We start from the raw sequence: 12,286 nt of genomic DNA, 5'->3' as shown, positions 1-12,286 counted from the left end.
TATATGTAGTTAAATAACTAGAGTAATATTTTTATAAGTTTTTGAATGACTCATTTTAGTAGCTATTAATTCTATAAAATTATTATGTTTGACTTTAGTTCGTTAGTCCAAGAACTATTGAATATAAAAACATCTCGCATGAATAAGAGATGCTATTGTCCTAAAGAAGTTGCAATTTGCTGCTTTTAACTATAATAATTTTATGTATACAGATGAATAGTGAAGTTGATTGAATGGCATAAATCATTTGTTGAACGTGCTCAAAAACAAATGGGGATATCTAATTACGCTCTTTATTGGTTTGGCTTTCTTGAGGGAGCTTTAGTTATGTGGTTACTTATGAAAGTTACTTCTGCTTTATGGTTAAAATCTGAGTTTCCTTTTTAATAGATATGTTTTAATCGATCAATTATGGAGTTACTAAAAAAAATCCCTGCCAATGCTTATCTAATTTTTTCTTTAATTTTCATAACAACAGCTATTGCAGTTCTTTTTTTAGGGAAATTTACTTTTGCCATTTTGTCTTTGCTAATAGGACTTGTTTCATTAATAGCATGGACTTTTTTTGGATTATTTGAAGAAACTAAAAAAACATAGATGCTTCATTAAACTTAGAGATGGGGGGGTATGGTTAGCAAAAAATTCCCCTGATTACAGTATCTATTAGGGGCTTGTTTTCCTTTTGAATGAATTTATTCTGATTAAAACTTGATTTGTTTCAGTTGAAATGACTATTGATCCAGAAGTAATTCCACCTTCAAGTAATAAAGGGAGTAGAGCAGGTAGATATGTTCCTAAATGGGCAATTTATAGCTCTGCCGGCATAGGAGTTTTGGCTCTAGTTGGCTTAATTAAAACCCTTCTTCCTTTAATTGGGATGGCTTTTTTATTGACTTTTATCTGGTCGCAATCAACAACTAATCGAAGATACTGAGAATTCTGCTCTCCAACAACTAAGTCGCTCCCAAGGAAAAGTATGAGTTATCTCCCGATAATAAAATGGTGAACAGAGGGAACCGTTCTATAGAGAATGTAAATAATAAGAACTAGTAAATTCCCTCCAACAACGGCTGCTCCTGCAGCAAAATTTCCTTCTTTGGTGGTGTAATCCCACTTTGGCTCGTTATCTGTCATGGTTGAATTATTAATCACTTCATTATTGCCATTTATCCAAAGCGTTCAACAAATATAACTAATAAAAGAATAAAGAAACTCCTAATTTTTTTGAGATTCAAGATAGAATTAACTCCTTTACGATGGGAAATAGATCCAAATAAAGGGGTTTAGAGTTTTCTTCTCTTCAGATCTCCCACTATGACTGCATTGTCGAAATCTAAATTTATGCTTCCTCTTTAGAAACCACTTCAGCATCAACCACTTCTTGTGAATAAACAAATTCGTTTCTTTTCCTATCTATCCAACTATTAATTCCAAATACGAGAGGCTTTGATCCTCGATAAATAAAAATTGCAGTAGGAAGAACACTTATTATCCCAATTGTGGGATTTTTGAATATTAGTCTTCCTGCTTTGACATTAAAAAGAATAATCAATAAAGAAGGAATTAAAACACTGATAATGGTCTTTAGAGCTTCAGTCCATCCAACCTTATAAACCCACCAAATTGAGGCTATTCCAGCAAAATATAAAATAAAATATGTCATAAAATATTAATTACCGAGTAAGTAAATTCTAACTATTTTAATATTCTAAGAACTTCTTTTACGCTTCGACTTGCTCGTCTCAAGGATGTAAATACTAAAAGCTATCAATAAGGTTACCAAAATCGATGCAGCCACCCAACTTAATTGACTTGTAGTCATACCTAAATAAGGGCCATCAATAGGTTGCTCAGACCAAGTACCTGGCAAGTGCCACACCTGTGGATTCGATAGAAAAACCATGCAATACCTTTAATTGCTTTATGAGCAAAGTGTATATTTAAAATGAACAAATGCCCTGAATAATTACTTATCTTTACTTGTTTTGATAACCAAATTGAGTCTTGATTCGATTTTAAATTATTAACGTATTATTTTTAAATCCTTTAAAAATAATAATTACTCATAGCAAGGCTGTGAAATATAAGCCATCTTTAATTTGAAGTCATTTCGAGATAACAATGTCAAGAGCTATAAATTGGGTCTTGCTTCAATTGGCTATGAGTTATTACGGAGACTCATTAAAAGAGTTTCAAGTAGAAAATGAATAGTTAGTTCTGTATAAGTTTTGAATATTTTTTGAATTTCTCATGATTCTCATGAAATGCTAACTCAGTCCAGTATCCCTAATCTAGGCAAGGCTGATCTGGCTAAAACGAATAGGAATTTACAAACAAATAAAAAAAGCAACTAAGCAATAATTTTCATTGTTTTTACAGGCGGTGATTATCTTACTTTAAGATGTTTCGCACGGATCACTGCCTTTTTAATCTGACTTTGATATTGGGCTATGTACCAATCAGTATTTGAAGTGCACCTACTTTTCTACTGAAAAAAATATGGGGTAGCTCATCTCATTTAGGGTTGATAAGAGTGAATTTTCGACTACTTTCAATCACTAAAATGGTGTTCAATTTGATGATGAATGTAGTACTGCTCAAAATCACCGTCACCAGCGGGAGATATGGCATTTTTGTAATGGATGAAAACATCGGCCCCTTTGATACATTTACAACAGCATCTAAAAAGGATACGTGAGGTGTTTTACGAAAAACATGAATACGGACAAATCAATAAGCATTTGCCAACCTCTTGTACTTGCCATTTATTAATAATCGAAAATAGTTAATTTATAAATCCCGGGTTTAATCAAGTTAGACATTTTTATGAAAATCATTATTGCGGCAAAGATTTATTTAGTTTGCTTAAATTATTTTGTACAAAGACTTTTTAACTCCGAAAAAGAAAATACTTGTCTATTCATTGCCAAACCTTTTGAAGATTCTTGATGTATGGCTCTAGAAGATAAAACCCAAGGCCCTCCTTTGAATAAAGGTATGAAAGTATCTTTGTAAAAGCTTTTTTCCTTTAAATCTTTTTTTGAAATTGGATCAAGATATTGGCTGGAATAACTCTTGCTTAAGTAGCCATTGCCAGTATGAAGGACATCCTCAGTGAGAATAATTATTAGATTCCCATGAATATGCCTATAAACCATTGTAACTACATCGTTTTTGATCCTATATTTGTCACCTTTGTTTTTCCCTCCAACTATAACTTCTAAGCCGATTTCATTTTTATCCCCAAAAGTAAAAGTATTTTTACCATGGGTTTGTTCAAATGATCTTCTCACTCGATGAATGGCAACCTCCCAAAGTTGTGAGGAAATGGCTTTGTTTATTTCTTCGTCATCTATATCGTGAACAGTAGCTTTTAAATCTTGTCCCAAGCAAAAGTTTCCTTCTACTTCTCTTTTGCCATCTGTCCATGAACATCTTCCTTCATAACCTGAAAAATCTGATTCCCATGTGTATCTATTTTCATAAGCAGACTTAAATAGACGAGTACAATCTTCACCTGTCATTTCGTTTTTTAGCGCAAAACTTTATTTATCAATTATTTTAGTCAATTAAAGATATTAAAAAACTAAAAAATATATTTACGAAACACAAATTATTTATAATTATCTATAACTATTGTAATAAGCAATAAAAACAGATAAATAATTTTCCAAGATCTAATTTTTAATTCCATTTTTTTAAGGGTAAAAAATTTTTTTTTGATAGTAGAGAGCATTCAAGATGGCAATCAAAAAAAAAGAATCGTATTAATTGAAAACTATTTTAAAATTATTAATAGATCTATTAATAATTTTAAGATTATATGATACAAATCAATGCAAATCATTTGACCCAACTAGGGACTAAAAGATTACTCGTTTTTTTTTTAAAGGATTTTCTATTTTCTAGCTATGAAGCTCATCATTTCTATCGGGTTTTTCATCCCAGCCCCAACTTCTTTTAATTTGTTTTAGTGATCGACCAGTTTTTCTTTGTTGAGCACTTAAGGGGATCCAACTCCAATCAATTAAGAGAGTAGCAGCGACGCCAAAAAGAACATGACCTATTAACACGCCTACAACATCAATGATGGTGAGTGAATCTTGTCCAATCGAAGGGTCGTACAAATTTCTTATTGATTTAATTTTTAATTAGTATAGTTATCTTTGATTGTTTCAAAGACAATACAAGCACTCAGATTTTGTTTTTATATAGATTTTTCTAATGCACTTGATAATTTTTACTATTATGTTCGGTTGCCCACCATCAACAACAAATAATAGTTCGTTACATTCCTTTACATAATCAATCTTACTCCAAATGACTCCTGAAGCAGAAAAGTTTAATGGTTGGGCAGCAATGCTTGGCTTCGTTGCAGCCTTTGGCGCATATGCAACAACCGGACAAATAATTCCTGGTATTTTCTAAATCTTAACCATGCAACCATCTAACAAGACAATCTTGGAAAGAAGCATCGGCAGACCAGCAATGATGGCTTTCGTACTTCTAACTGGAATCTACCTAACTACTGGCCAACTTATTCCTGGAGTTGTTTAATGACTACGAAAGAAAACATCACAAGAAACATTGACCCTGAAAAGCTAACCGCAGAAAGGCTTAATGGGTATGCGGCATTATTCGGCTGTATTGCTTTGATTGGTGCATATGCAACAACAGGCCAAATCATTCCTGGTTTTGTTTAACTTGAAAAGGTATCTAAATCGAAAACATATTATTGATGTTCACGTATTTGGTTACTAATCAGAAGTCATTGAAATCAACCCATTGGCTGGAAAACCAAAAAACATCTATAAATTTTCTAAAAAAAAAGCTCCTGTTCTTCGGGAGCTTTTTTTTTAGAAGTAATATCTAGGATCGGTGAACTTAAGCTTCATAGGAATATCCCTCTTGATTGAACAAAACTGTGAAAAGCTGGATTATGAAGATATTCAATATAAAGTGTGATTAAGAATGCACCACCTAAGCAACTACTTGCAATTATTGATCCAAAAATAAAAACTTGTTTTTTATTTATATTTTGCTTCGTATCTACAAATACAAACCTCTTTGATCTTGATACAGTCATTTAAGTTTTTTCAGTTACTTAATACCTAGCAATGACATGTCATGATTATTTCCTGCTTAAGACTTTCTTCACGAAAACATGTCCTCTGGGTAAATAGCTTTACAAGAAAATTCTTGAATATCTCCACTAGGTAAAAGTTGAGCAAATCTGGGTTCATCCATTCTTAATCCATTTTTTTCATCCTTGTAACTCCATAACCATTTCTTGTCGGTGAAAGATATCTCACCGACCTTAAAAGATACTGGGAGCATAAGGTTGATATCGCGCCAATTAAGAACTATAAATGCTCCTTCATCAATATTGGAAATATCATTTGTTATTGAAAAATCTCCATTTAAGTTGTTTCTGATGACGGCAGTTAATCTGTTCCCATCGCAATCAAAACTTGGTGAAGGATTAAGAGTAATAAGTAAACTAAGGAAAAATGAAATAAAAATCATTTACTTAAGAATGAGAGAATATTTCTGTGAAACCATATTATTTTTTTTTCATCATAATTGTTTTGTCTATGATAAAAGGAGCTTATTTTATACTTGATTAGCGAATAAATTCGGCAAAATAAAGCAATGATCAGGCGTTTAAATCAAAACTAAACAGATCCACATACCTGCTCTACAAAAATTAGTTGCAAATATATTGGGGAATTGCACACTGAAGCAAAGCATTGCTTTTCAGGGATTGTGATTCATACTAATGCACCCAAAGACCATGATGGCGAAAGAAAAGATTTTGCCCCAACTGATTTGTTAGCATCTCCGTTGGGAACTTGTGTGATAACGATTATTGGTATTGAGGCATAACTTATAAGGTCGGAACTTGGAAATATTCCTATTGATGTTTATAAAATAATGACAAAAGATGGACTAAGAAAAATAAAGGCCCTTACTTTAGATCTAGATCTAGATCTAGATCTAGATGTATTACTGTTTTTTAATTGTCTGATTATTAAAAATCTCTTTAAGTGAGTTCCTTTTAAGGTTATTTAAACCAAGTAATAATCCTCCAATCAGGCCAGCATTCATTAGAACAGCTTTTGCTTGGAAAGGAGAAAAATGAAATATAAAGGTTGTTGGTACGATGAAGATTAGTAGAAGATATGCTCCTAATTTGTGCTTGAATCCCGAGATGAAAAGGATCGAACCAAAAACCAAGCAAATGATTGCTAAAAGCAATAAATATGGGGCTAAATTAAGAGGTATATTTTTATTTGATATAACCTCAACTGTCCTTTCGAAATTTAATATCTTACCAGGAATTGCATAAATAAATATAGCTGAAATTAATATTCTACCAATTAAATTTCTTGTTTGTTCAAAGTCCATTTGCTCAATATAAAGAGAAAAAATTGATGTTTAAGTTTGAATATATTATTATGTAATAGTTATTTTGTGTTTCTGGATATTTCTCGATTTTTTAAATTTTTATTTTCAATTGTATTGCTTGTTTGCGTGAGCAATCAAAATGCAAATCTATTGCTATGTTATTTTTACATTGTTTTACTTTTAATAATGACAAAGGATTGTGAATCAGGTCCATCAATTTATAAGAAAGGTTCCTTTCACAATAAAATAGGAATGACATTACTTTGGATTTTTATATGCTTGGTCTTAATTCAAATTATTATATTGATTCTTAGTTGAATTACATTTCCATAATTCTTTAATATTAGATGAAGTATAAATTTATATAATATTTATTTATTAATAAATTGAATTGAATTTCAATTTTCTAAGTTTTGCTTTAATTATGATTCTTCTCAAAATTACTAATGCATCAGATGTGGTTGCCTCTAAAGCAGGTAAATTATTTGAGAAAATGACTCCAGAAATGATTGATCAGAAATTAGTAGAAAGCCAGGTTATTCAGCAGATGATTGATCAACTTCAATTAGAGGGCTTGAAAGGTCAGATCTCTAGTGTGAAAGGGCTAGATATTAGTGAAGATAATTTGATAACTAAGAGTAGTTTTAAAATCAGGACTACAAAAACCTTTTAGAGGAGCATATCAATACTTACAAAATTTATATAAAAGCAAATAGCCAAAAGCTAGATTTTATAGATTAACTAGCAAGTCTCTTCTTTTTTTTATAAGTTTGGATTTTGCTTAAAATTTCTAAGCTTTTCTTATGAAAACTTAATTATTTATTATTGAGAAGAGATTCGTTTTTATTACTGAGGATTACTTATTCTTGAAAGATATAAATAGGTAAATGTTTTGGGTTTTGGTGCCCCAAAAATAAGCAAAGAAGAAGAGCGATTAAAAGCTCTTGCTGAATATAGAATTTTAGGGACTCAACCCGAGCAATGTTATGACGACATAACGAAAATTGCTTCTTTGACTTGTGGAACTCCTATTTCTTTAATGAGTTTGGTTGATACAGATACGCAATGGTTTAAATCAATGTGTGGGTTTGAGACGAAAGAAACATCAAGGGACGTTTCTTTTTGTGCTCATGCTATTGCTAGCCCTGAGCCGTTGATTGTTGAGGATGCTTTATTGGATGAGAGATTTAAATCAAATCCTTTGGTGGTTGAAGAACCAAAAATTCGTTTGTATGCTGGTTTTCCATTGCAAACCCCTACTGATCAGCGAATAGGAACTCTCTGCGTGATTGATAGAAAGCCTGGACATTTGTCTGGTCAACAGCATCAAGTTATGGAGGCATTGTCTAGACAGGTTGTGACTTTATTAGAACTTCGTAAAAGATCTATTCGTCTTCTTGATGCTCTTACCCATATGCATAACACTGAGGGTATTTTAACAACATGTTCATATTGTAAAGAGGTTAGGGATTCTGATGGTGAGTGGCAGCACTTAGAAAAATACCTTTCAAAAATTGCAGATATTCGTTTTAGTCATGGTATTTGCGATTTATGCATGGAGAAGCATTTCCCTGATGTATTAGAAGTTTGGTGTGATGACAAACTAAATTTAAATAGTAAGAAAAACAAGCCAGAAAGCAAAAAAAAATAGTTAGTCAACCATAAAACCAGCTTATTTTAGTTAGTAGCTACGTAAACTATTGATGAACTGAACATTTAATTCTTTTAAAATTTATTTATAAAAATAGATAAATATGATTGGTTTTATCGCGGCTATGTCTGCAGTATTATCTTGGACTTTTGCGTGTTTTGTTTGGCGTAGAGAATCTAAAAACTTTCTACCTAGGCAAATCAATATTTATAAAAATGTTCTTGCTTCAATTTTCTTTTTGCCAGTTGCTTTAACAATAAATTGGTTTTCTGATTTAACCTCTATATTTGTTTTGATGATAAGTGGAATAGTTGGTATTTCTATAGGGGATACCTTGTACATAAATTCATTGAAAATAATAGGGACTAGAAAAACTCTCTCATTTGAAGCGCTAACACCAATAATTGCGACTACGTTAGGAACATTGAGTATTAATGAGATATATCCTCAAAGAGTATGGATAGGATCTCTAATTGTATCTTTTTCTTTATTGATGATTGTAAGTCAAAACACATTTCAAAAAGAGGAAGCTAGCGAAACAAATATGCTTGGTATTCTGTGCGCATTGGGGTCGGTATTTTGTGCGGTTTTTGCAGCTTTATTATCAAGGATAATTTTAATCAGCTCTACATTAACTCCATTACAAACAACTGAAATAAGACTTTTATCAGCATCGATGTTTTTATTTTTTATTTTCAAAAAGGATTTTATTGAGCTTCTAAATAATAGATCAATAACTAAAAATAAGAATTCAAATTTAATTTTATCAACCTTACTTGGTACTAATTTTGGAATACTATTTCAACAAATAGTTTTTAAATTTTTGCCTATAGGTATTGGTTGGACTTTGTTAAGTCTTTCTCCTATTTTTGCACTTTTTATTTCTAAGAGAGAGGGAGATCAAATAAACAAATTAACAATTTTTTATTCTTTTTTATCTTTTTTTGGAGTTGCTATCGCTTTAATTTAGACCTCAAAGTAATCATTCTCTTGCCAATACTCATCTGGATCATCTTCGACGTCGGGTGGATCTTCTAGTTCTCCTGGTTTCTCACCTAGTAGTATAAGTAATCCTTCTAAATATCTCATTTCTGAAGGATTATCTGATTTATCAAGGCGATCTTTTACTTTTTGTCCAACTTCAGGATCCCCTCTCTCAACTGCTTTTGTTAATAAATAAAGAGGATCTTTTTTGGGGTCTATTTCTTTCATTTTAATTAGAAACTATTTATGAAAGTGACATACAGTGTTTCATATGTTCACGATAAACTTCTATCAGTTGTACCTGGATAGAAAAGAGTATTTTGATCGAGATTAATTTCTGAGAACTTTGTAGGTTCCCAAAATAAATCTCTTGTAATTAAAAAACGAATATCTTTTTCTTTTAAAAATTTTTCATTAACAAGTTCTTGCAGTGCTTTTATCGGTATTTCCCCCCATTTGCTGGAATTAGTTAACCAATTATCCATTTCCCAAGCAGGTTCAGAATTTATTATTTGAAATCCAAAGGCTTTTTCTCTATCTTCTGATATCTCTGAAAGGTACCAGTCACCTACAATTCCATATAGGTGACAATAAATTAAATCATCAACCGAACCAATACTTTCGCCTGATATGGACTTCATCAATTTAGCTGTTGACTCTGGAACGAGAACAAGTGGATTTTGGTTTTGTTCGGACAAAATAAGATATCCCTATAATCCCTTTTTAAGGATTTTATACTTAATTATATTTTTTAAAAAGTACATTTAGTTCTTTTAATTTCTTATGTAATAAACTTCCTAATATTTAACCTTCTTGGTCAGATTCTGTCGCTTTGAGTGCTTGCAAGGCCATATTTATATGAGCTCCCATAGCCCCAAAGGCTACCAGAGATTTAGGACTTCTGTTTTCAGTTAAAACTTTTTGTTCCTTGCTAATCATTAGGAGTAATTTTTGACTTGATTCTGTCCAGGTTTCAAGTAAATCAATCAATTCTTGACTTTCCTTCGATTTATTTTTTTCAGGGGTATCAAATGAAGGTATATCTTTTTTGGCTCTGATTAAAAAGTCACTTAATTCCTTATGACTAATAGCATTTTGTGAGAACTGGTTGTTGTTCAACGTACTAATTTTAAGGAATACATTTAAACTATCATGGGGAAAATCTCCCCCAAGGGTGGATCTCCGACCAAATCTATTTGTCTTGGAAAAAATAGATCATTGAGTATCTCTATATTTTTTGACTAGCTCTTTAAAATGGTCACCTCTTTCTTCGTAGTTTTGATATTGATCAAAACTTGCACAGGCTGGAGATAATAATATGCTTTTGGAAGCTGTTTCCCTGGCTAAATTAATAGAGGCTATTGTCGCCTCTTCTAGATTGTGTTTGATAATGACTTCTCCTTTATAAGAAGAATCTAATAATGCTTTCTGTAAGTTTTTGGCACTAAGACCAAATAAAACCACTCCGTTAGTAGATCGTTTTATTTGTTCTAACCACGGTAGATGATCTCCTTTCTTTTGTATGCCGCCAGCTAATAAAATTATCGGGGAGGGAATGGATTTTAAACCAGTTATTGAAGAGTCGAAATTAGTAGCTTTGCTGTCATTATAAAAACTTAAATTTTTTGTAATTCCTAAATATTCCAATCTATGGGGTACCGCTCTAAATGAATTTATGGCTGTAGCTATTGATGAATGATCAAGACCTATTTCTCTTGCTGCTGCTGTTACGAGTAAAAGGTTTTGCAAGTTATGTTTGCCAGGTAACTTAAGTATCGAGTTATGAAATAGTTGTTTGTGTTCTTCATAAATATAACCTTTTCGATCGATCCAGAATCTTGGATGATGATTATAGGATGATCTTTCCTCTATCCCAACCCATATTCCTTGAGGTAATTCTTTTCTTTTCCTAGATAAAGATTTGTCATCGGAGTTATAAATTCGAATGGATGATTTTTCTAATAAACTTCGCTTGATTTTGAAATAAGTTTCTATATCACCATGTCTTTCTAAATGGTCAGGAGTAAATGTTGTCCATATGCCGATGGTCGGTTCTACTTTTGGAGAACCTTCAATTTGATAACTACTTAATTCTAATACTAGCCAGTTCAAATGTTGGTGATGATTGTTTATAGTTTCTAAGGCGATTTTAGATAATGCCTTTCCAATATTGCCTCCCATATCAGTATTTAAACCATTTGATTTTAAAACATGATTAAGCATATTTGTTACGGTGGTTTTGCCATTGGTGCCAGTAATAGCGATTGAAGGAACATGATTCAATCTTTCCCAAGCCACTTCTACCTCACCTTGTATATTGATATTTTTGCTTCTTAATTCTTTTAGGACTTTATGTTCCCATTCTATCCCTGGACTTACAATTATACTATCAATTTTACCTATCCAGGGCGTGAAATTATTAATATTAAGTTGTTCGTCGAGTAAGACAACACTGATTCCTTCTGATTCTAGTTTATTAGATATACTTATTAATTTTTCATTAGTATTATTTTCTAACACCAATACTTCCTTGCCTTCTGATTTAAGTAGCTTTGCTGCACTTATACCAGATTTGCCCAGTCCGAGGACAATATGGATTTGATTTGATTGTGTTTGTTTTGACAACTTAATTTAGATTTGAATGTAAATAGGTTTTTCTATTCTTAACTAGCTTAAGAAGAATCTGCTTGCATAAAAATTTGACTACTCTCTAATATAAAATATTTTTTTGCTTGCATTATTTTCATCCTTAAACAAAGATATTTACTCATTTTTACTACAGTGCTTACTGTCCTAAAGGTAAAAAATTAATAATAAATCTTGCAACTTGATTCTTGTAAGATTAAAGAATCATTAATACTTCTGGCTTTATTCTTTAAAAGTTGTTTTGATGCAAAGGAATTTGCTTCTGTTTAATGCCTGCAAACATTGATGGCGTGGAAATGTTAAAACTAAAAGAAAAACAAGAATCAACTAATGGTGAGTACTCTTTAATTGGTGGAGGTGAGGATAGTGATAGTGAGATTACATGGATTAAGCTTCATCAAATGTTTGATAAGTAAAAATTTTAATCTTTTCTATTACTTTTATTTATTCAAATATCTAAGCTAACAAAATTTGATTGATGGGCGATACTGGAATCGAACCAGTGACTCCTACCGTGTCAAGGTAGTGCTCTACCTCTGAGCTAATCGCCCTTGCGAATCGATTTAGGCCTCAATTGCTAAGTTCCTCAATGAAGTT

General features: G+C 31.8%; 23 protein-coding genes and 1 tRNA gene. 11 read left to right on the top strand and 13 right to left on the bottom strand.

The window, feature by feature from the left end:
• Nucleotides 1-219: 219 nt before the first annotated feature.
• From AC6EIW_RS05925 to AC6EIW_RS05915, 3 genes are all read left to right on the top strand, one after another.
• The gene (locus AC6EIW_RS05925) at nucleotides 220-387 is read left to right on the top strand and encodes a hypothetical protein (RefSeq protein WP_498519804.1); all 168 of its coding nucleotides are present in this window, start codon (nucleotides 220-222) and stop codon (nucleotides 385-387) included.
• Between the two features lie 24 nt (nucleotides 388-411).
• Nucleotides 412-597: a hypothetical protein gene (locus AC6EIW_RS05920; RefSeq protein ID WP_498519803.1), complete on the top strand. Its 186-nt coding sequence runs from the start codon at nucleotides 412-414 to the stop codon at nucleotides 595-597.
• Between the two features lie 130 nt (nucleotides 598-727).
• Nucleotides 728-934 carry a hypothetical protein gene (locus AC6EIW_RS05915; RefSeq protein WP_498519802.1) on the top strand — a complete coding sequence of 69 codons (207 nt, stop codon included), beginning with the start codon at nucleotides 728-730 and terminating at the stop codon, nucleotides 932-934.
• Between the two features lie 47 nt (nucleotides 935-981).
• On the opposite strand, the gene AC6EIW_RS05910 is transcribed toward AC6EIW_RS05915, so the two are convergent.
• From AC6EIW_RS05910 to AC6EIW_RS05890, 5 genes are all read right to left on the bottom strand, one after another.
• Complete coding sequence (locus tag AC6EIW_RS05910) at nucleotides 982-1,134, bottom strand: hypothetical protein (protein ID WP_011295035.1); 153 nt, start codon at nucleotides 1,132-1,134, stop codon at nucleotides 982-984.
• A gap of 205 nt (nucleotides 1,135-1,339) precedes the next feature.
• Complete coding sequence (locus AC6EIW_RS05905; protein WP_498519801.1) at nucleotides 1,340-1,663, bottom strand: hypothetical protein; 324 nt, start codon at nucleotides 1,661-1,663, stop codon at nucleotides 1,340-1,342.
• A gap of 45 nt (nucleotides 1,664-1,708) precedes the next feature.
• On the bottom strand, nucleotides 1,709-1,903 hold the full coding sequence (locus AC6EIW_RS05900) for a hypothetical protein (protein ID WP_498519800.1): 195 nt from the start codon (nucleotides 1,901-1,903) through the stop codon (nucleotides 1,709-1,711).
• 967 nt (nucleotides 1,904-2,870) lie between these two features.
• Nucleotides 2,871-3,524, bottom strand: coding sequence for a DUF3386 domain-containing protein (locus AC6EIW_RS05895; RefSeq protein WP_498519799.1), 654 nt, complete (start codon nucleotides 3,522-3,524; stop codon nucleotides 2,871-2,873).
• A 381-nt stretch (nucleotides 3,525-3,905) separates the two neighbouring features.
• Complete coding sequence (locus tag AC6EIW_RS05890) at nucleotides 3,906-4,127, bottom strand: hypothetical protein (RefSeq protein WP_498519798.1); 222 nt, start codon at nucleotides 4,125-4,127, stop codon at nucleotides 3,906-3,908.
• Nucleotides 4,128-4,320: 193 nt separating this feature from the next.
• Here AC6EIW_RS05890 and AC6EIW_RS05885 point away from each other — a divergent pair, with 193 nt between their 5' ends.
• The 3 genes from AC6EIW_RS05885 to AC6EIW_RS05875 are packed head-to-tail and all read left to right on the top strand — an operon-like array spanning nucleotide 4,321 to nucleotide 4,703.
• On the top strand, nucleotides 4,321-4,428 hold the full coding sequence (locus AC6EIW_RS05885; RefSeq protein ID WP_011125327.1) for a high light inducible protein: 108 nt from the start codon (nucleotides 4,321-4,323) through the stop codon (nucleotides 4,426-4,428).
• 9 nt (nucleotides 4,429-4,437) lie between these two features.
• The gene (locus tag AC6EIW_RS05880; protein WP_011294968.1) at nucleotides 4,438-4,557 is read left to right on the top strand and encodes a high light inducible protein; all 120 of its coding nucleotides are present in this window, start codon (nucleotides 4,438-4,440) and stop codon (nucleotides 4,555-4,557) included.
• A complete protein-coding gene (locus AC6EIW_RS05875; protein ID WP_498519797.1) occupies nucleotides 4,557-4,703 on the top strand; it encodes a high light inducible protein in 147 nt (48 codons plus the stop codon). Before AC6EIW_RS05880 ends, AC6EIW_RS05875 begins: the two co-directional genes overlap by 1 nt.
• Before the next feature lie 188 nt (nucleotides 4,704-4,891).
• Here AC6EIW_RS05875 and AC6EIW_RS05870 read toward each other — a convergent pair whose 3' ends face one another.
• Together AC6EIW_RS05870 and AC6EIW_RS05865 are read right to left on the bottom strand one after the other, a co-directional pair.
• Nucleotides 4,892-5,086: a hypothetical protein gene (locus AC6EIW_RS05870; RefSeq protein ID WP_498519796.1), complete on the bottom strand. Its 195-nt coding sequence runs from the start codon at nucleotides 5,084-5,086 to the stop codon at nucleotides 4,892-4,894.
• A gap of 68 nt (nucleotides 5,087-5,154) precedes the next feature.
• On the bottom strand, nucleotides 5,155-5,526 hold the full coding sequence (locus tag AC6EIW_RS05865) for a DUF8671 domain-containing protein (protein ID WP_498519795.1): 372 nt from the start codon (nucleotides 5,524-5,526) through the stop codon (nucleotides 5,155-5,157).
• Nucleotides 5,527-5,730: 204 nt separating this feature from the next.
• On the opposite strand from AC6EIW_RS05865, the gene AC6EIW_RS05860 reads away from it, so the two are divergent.
• Nucleotides 5,731-5,886 carry a hypothetical protein gene (locus tag AC6EIW_RS05860; RefSeq protein ID WP_498519794.1) on the top strand — a complete coding sequence of 52 codons (156 nt, stop codon included), beginning with the start codon at nucleotides 5,731-5,733 and terminating at the stop codon, nucleotides 5,884-5,886.
• Nucleotides 5,887-6,006: 120 nt separating this feature from the next.
• Here the strand turns inward: AC6EIW_RS05860 and AC6EIW_RS05855 are convergent, their stop codons facing one another.
• Nucleotides 6,007-6,408, bottom strand: coding sequence for a DoxX family protein (locus AC6EIW_RS05855; protein ID WP_498519793.1), 402 nt, complete (start codon nucleotides 6,406-6,408; stop codon nucleotides 6,007-6,009).
• A 424-nt stretch (nucleotides 6,409-6,832) separates the two neighbouring features.
• On the opposite strand from AC6EIW_RS05855, the gene AC6EIW_RS05850 reads away from it, so the two are divergent.
• The 3 genes from AC6EIW_RS05850 (at nucleotide 6,833) to AC6EIW_RS05840 (ending at nucleotide 9,029) form a co-directional block, all read left to right on the top strand.
• Nucleotides 6,833-7,081, top strand: coding sequence for a DUF8653 family protein (locus AC6EIW_RS05850; protein ID WP_498519792.1), 249 nt, complete (start codon nucleotides 6,833-6,835; stop codon nucleotides 7,079-7,081).
• A 219-nt stretch (nucleotides 7,082-7,300) separates the two neighbouring features.
• Entirely contained in the window at nucleotides 7,301-8,059 is a 759-nt protein-coding gene (locus tag AC6EIW_RS05845; protein WP_498519791.1) for a GAF domain-containing protein, read from the top strand.
• A gap of 103 nt (nucleotides 8,060-8,162) precedes the next feature.
• The gene (locus AC6EIW_RS05840) at nucleotides 8,163-9,029 is read left to right on the top strand and encodes an EamA family transporter (RefSeq protein ID WP_498519790.1); all 867 of its coding nucleotides are present in this window, start codon (nucleotides 8,163-8,165) and stop codon (nucleotides 9,027-9,029) included.
• Here AC6EIW_RS05840 and AC6EIW_RS05835 read toward each other — a convergent pair.
• The 4 genes from AC6EIW_RS05835 to murD form a co-directional block, all read right to left on the bottom strand.
• A complete protein-coding gene (locus AC6EIW_RS05835; protein WP_498519789.1) occupies nucleotides 9,026-9,271 on the bottom strand; it encodes a hypothetical protein in 246 nt (81 codons plus the stop codon). The genes AC6EIW_RS05840 and AC6EIW_RS05835 overlap by 4 nt on opposite strands.
• Nucleotides 9,272-9,318: 47 nt before the next feature.
• Nucleotides 9,319-9,741, bottom strand: a complete 423-nt coding sequence (locus AC6EIW_RS05830; RefSeq protein ID WP_498519788.1) for a hypothetical protein — start codon at nucleotides 9,739-9,741, stop codon at nucleotides 9,319-9,321.
• Between the two features lie 106 nt (nucleotides 9,742-9,847).
• On the bottom strand, nucleotides 9,848-10,162 hold the full coding sequence (locus AC6EIW_RS05825) for an MATH domain-containing protein (RefSeq protein WP_498519787.1): 315 nt from the start codon (nucleotides 10,160-10,162) through the stop codon (nucleotides 9,848-9,850).
• A gap of 96 nt (nucleotides 10,163-10,258) precedes the next feature.
• Nucleotides 10,259-11,668, bottom strand: coding sequence for a UDP-N-acetylmuramoyl-L-alanine--D-glutamate ligase (murD, locus tag AC6EIW_RS05820; RefSeq protein WP_498519786.1), 1,410 nt, complete (start codon nucleotides 11,666-11,668; stop codon nucleotides 10,259-10,261).
• 290 nt (nucleotides 11,669-11,958) lie between these two features.
• On the opposite strand from murD, the gene AC6EIW_RS05815 reads away from it, so the two are divergent.
• Nucleotides 11,959-12,105 carry a hypothetical protein gene (locus AC6EIW_RS05815; RefSeq protein WP_498519785.1) on the top strand — a complete coding sequence of 49 codons (147 nt, stop codon included), beginning with the start codon at nucleotides 11,959-11,961 and terminating at the stop codon, nucleotides 12,103-12,105.
• Between the two features lie 63 nt (nucleotides 12,106-12,168).
• Here AC6EIW_RS05815 and AC6EIW_RS05810 read toward each other — a convergent pair.
• A tRNA-Val gene (locus AC6EIW_RS05810) sits at nucleotides 12,169-12,240 on the bottom strand.
• Nucleotides 12,241-12,286 lie beyond the last annotated feature (46 nt).

This window comes from Prochlorococcus sp. MIT2308, from assembly GCF_059772345.1.
The sequence above is the reverse complement of the archived record's forward strand: the minus strand, read 5'-3'. Positions and strand labels throughout refer to the sequence as shown.

What these genes read in the sequence shown, in the direction of transcription:
- AC6EIW_RS05895 (WP_498519799.1), bottom strand. Translation starts at nt 3,524, where the DNA reads ATGACAGGTGAAGATTGTACTCGTCTATTTAAGTCTGCTTATGAAAAT.
- AC6EIW_RS05885 (WP_011125327.1), top strand. Translation starts at nt 4,321, where the DNA reads ATGACTCCTGAAGCAGAAAAGTTTAATGGTTGGGCAGCAATGCTTGGC.
- AC6EIW_RS05920 (WP_498519803.1), top strand. Translation starts at nt 412, where the DNA reads ATGGAGTTACTAAAAAAAATCCCTGCCAATGCTTATCTAATTTTTTCT.
- AC6EIW_RS05900 (WP_498519800.1), bottom strand. Translation starts at nt 1,903, where the DNA reads ATGGTTTTTCTATCGAATCCACAGGTGTGGCACTTGCCAGGTACTTGG.
- AC6EIW_RS05905 (WP_498519801.1), bottom strand. Translation starts at nt 1,663, where the DNA reads ATGACATATTTTATTTTATATTTTGCTGGAATAGCCTCAATTTGGTGG.
- AC6EIW_RS05910 (WP_011295035.1), bottom strand. Translation starts at nt 1,134, where the DNA reads ATGACAGATAACGAGCCAAAGTGGGATTACACCACCAAAGAAGGAAAT.
- AC6EIW_RS05850 (WP_498519792.1), top strand. Translation starts at nt 6,833, where the DNA reads ATGATTCTTCTCAAAATTACTAATGCATCAGATGTGGTTGCCTCTAAA.
- AC6EIW_RS05915 (WP_498519802.1), top strand. Translation starts at nt 728, where the DNA reads ATGACTATTGATCCAGAAGTAATTCCACCTTCAAGTAATAAAGGGAGT.
- AC6EIW_RS05835 (WP_498519789.1), bottom strand. Translation starts at nt 9,271, where the DNA reads ATGAAAGAAATAGACCCCAAAAAAGATCCTCTTTATTTATTAACAAAA.
- AC6EIW_RS05855 (WP_498519793.1), bottom strand. Translation starts at nt 6,408, where the DNA reads ATGGACTTTGAACAAACAAGAAATTTAATTGGTAGAATATTAATTTCA.
- AC6EIW_RS05875 (WP_498519797.1), top strand. Translation starts at nt 4,557, where the DNA reads ATGACTACGAAAGAAAACATCACAAGAAACATTGACCCTGAAAAGCTA.
- AC6EIW_RS05870 (WP_498519796.1), bottom strand. Translation starts at nt 5,086, where the DNA reads ATGACTGTATCAAGATCAAAGAGGTTTGTATTTGTAGATACGAAGCAA.
- AC6EIW_RS05880 (WP_011294968.1), top strand. Translation starts at nt 4,438, where the DNA reads ATGCAACCATCTAACAAGACAATCTTGGAAAGAAGCATCGGCAGACCA.
- AC6EIW_RS05840 (WP_498519790.1), top strand. Translation starts at nt 8,163, where the DNA reads ATGATTGGTTTTATCGCGGCTATGTCTGCAGTATTATCTTGGACTTTT.
- AC6EIW_RS05815 (WP_498519785.1), top strand. Translation starts at nt 11,959, where the DNA reads ATGCCTGCAAACATTGATGGCGTGGAAATGTTAAAACTAAAAGAAAAA.
- AC6EIW_RS05865 (WP_498519795.1), bottom strand. Translation starts at nt 5,526, where the DNA reads ATGATTTTTATTTCATTTTTCCTTAGTTTACTTATTACTCTTAATCCT.